The sequence below is a fragment of the Rhodosalinus sediminis genome, assembly GCF_003385555.1.
GTDB lineage: Bacteria > Pseudomonadota > Alphaproteobacteria > Rhodobacterales > Rhodobacteraceae > Rhodosalinus > Rhodosalinus sediminis.
Genome location: NZ_QOHR01000062.1, coordinates 1 through 2,395, shown reverse-complemented (window position 1 = coordinate 2,395; position 2,395 = coordinate 1). Strand labels below are relative to the sequence as shown.

General features: G+C 67.5%; 2 pseudogenes. Both read right to left on the bottom strand.

The features are described from left to right. Window positions 1-244: 244 nt before the first annotated feature. Window positions 245-1,264 (bottom strand): annotated as a pseudogene (locus DRV84_RS15015) (IS110 family RNA-guided transposase). A gap of 103 nt (window positions 1,265-1,367) precedes the next feature. After that, window positions 1,368-1,577 (bottom strand): annotated as a pseudogene (locus tag DRV84_RS16340) (IS21 family transposase); the annotation flags it as partial. Window positions 1,578-2,395: the final 818 nt, after the last annotated feature.

Sequence of the window (2,395 nt, the reverse complement as noted above, 5' to 3'; positions counted from 1 at the left end):
GTTTTGCAAGGATATCTTCTTCGGTTCGGAGCCGGGATCGAGTTCATCCATGTGTCAGGCCTTGTTTTCGCGGCACTAGGCGCCGCTGGCCGGTATGGTCGTACGAGGAGCGGGTCCAAATCACACACCTGATCTCGGGCGATCGATGGACGGCACCGGGTCTCCCGCTCCCGACCGTCTCGGATCCTTTCCCCTTACCTTCGAAGACGTCCCCGCTCTCCGGACATCCTGCCTGACGCGTCGATCAGGTGGCAGGCGCCCGGAATTCTTCGCCTCGTGTCGCCAGCGCCCAGAGCGCCCGCGCCATCCGGTTGGCCGGTGCGATGGCCACCAGCATCTTCGGTTTCCGCGCGAGCATCCGTTCGAGCCAGGACCCTGGCGCCGCGCCGCGCCGGGCCGCCACGCATATCACCGACATCGCGCCACTGATCAGGAGGCGGCGTATGTCACGTTGTCCCATTTTCGACACGCGTCCCAGGCGGGGTTTGCCGCCCGTCGAATGCTGCCGCGGTACGAGACCGAGCCACGCCGAGAAATCCCGGCCGGACCTGAACGTGCGCAGGTCCGGCGCGACGCTCTCGATGGCGACGGCCGTGATCGGCCCGATACCGGGCATGGTCTGCAAGCGGGCCAGATCCGCGCTCGCGCGGGCCAGCTCGCGCAGACGCGCCTCCAGGTCGTCGATCCGGGACGTCAGCGCCTCGATCTGCTCGAGATAACGCCGTGCCATCTCCCGAACCGGATCCTGAAGCGGCGCGCTGTCGTCCTCGACGCGATCAGCCAGGCGCTTGACGTTCACGGCGCCGGCCGGCGCGACGACGCCATGTTCGGCGAGATGCGCGCGCAGGGCATTGATGGTCTGCGTCCTCTGACGGACCAGCATGTCGCGGGTCCGGAATACTATCGCCCGCTCGGGCTCGGGCCTCGCTCTTCACCGCGACGAAGCGCATCGTGGGCCGCATCGCCGCCTCGGCGATGGCCTCGGCGTCCGCCGTGTCGTTCTTTGCCGTTTCAGGAAGGGCTTGACGTAGACCGGCGGAATGAGGCGAACCCGATGCCCCATCGCCTCGACCTGCCGCGCCCACCAGTGGGCGGTCGCACAGGCTTCCATGACGATGATGCACGCCGGCTGAGACCCCGCGAAGTCCAGCAAACGCGACCGTCGCTGCGTCTTGCGGACCACCACCGCCCCGCTCTCGCTCGCGCCATGAAGGTGAAAGACGTTCTTCGCCAGATCGATGGCGATGATGGATGCCGTTTCCATGGTCTACCTCCTCTGCCGTCTGCCCCGACAGTATCGACGAGACCCGGCGGTTGCGGGAGGGCGTATCCACACCATCATACACGGTCCGAGCCCGCCGGCGAACGGCATGCTCCCAGCCGCTATAGGCCAGGACGAAGTGGAAGAGGCGATGCGCCAGCGGTTGGCCCGCGACGGTCACGCCCAGCTCGGTGGTGTCGGTGAAGTCCGACAGGGCCATGCGGCCCGGCTCGGGTGTCTGTCGGAAGATCACGTCCCGCTCCGGGCCGTGCAGGGCGCGCCAGTCGCGGACCCGGCGCTCGAGCGTTCTGCGGACACGGTCGTCCGGGAAGGCATCCGGATCGGTCATCTGGAGATGCCGCAGAAGCGTCACCGCCTGGACGGCGGGGTCGCGCTTGAGGATTGGCATCAGCACCGTCTCCCAGACCGTCTCGAGCGGATCGGGAACGGTGCGGCCCCGGTCGGGCTTGCGCTGCGACGGTGGGCGGGGATCCGCCTCGAGGCGACGGGCAGTACGCTCGCTGAACCCTGCTCGGGCGGCTGCGCCACGCTGGCTGCAATGACGACGGTCGGTCATGTAGACTCTCACTTGCTGGTCGGTGACGGGGATGCCCGGCACGGTCGGATCTCCGTTTGGTTGCAGAGACCTCGACCATACCGGCCCGCACCCCACACAACCCCCCCGGGTAAAGAGACCCGCGCCGGTGGCGCCAGCCTACGGTCGGGCTACGCCCGCCCTCCGGCTGGAGCCAACCGGCCAACTTGCCTGTCGGCGCCGGACAACTTGGTTGTCGCTCATCACCGGCCGCGTCCGAGACAAACTTCAGTTGTATGGAACCGTCCCCTCAGGCCCCACGGCGCAAACCTGGAAGCTGCCCTTCGCCGGATCGATCGCCAGCATGTTGATCTTCGCCGTCATCAGTGTGCCCTCCACTTGGTTCCAAGGAAACCAGCATGCCATACGAGATGCCGCCGGGTGGGGCATCCGCCGCTTCAGTTAACGACCAGGGCGAGGCGGCCGAGCTGCGCACGGCCTGACCCGCCCGACCTGACAGCACGACGACCGGCGCGGACACGCTCCGCGCCGGTCTTGCCGTTGGCGGCGCAGCGCACCCATGATACTTTCCGCCCAAA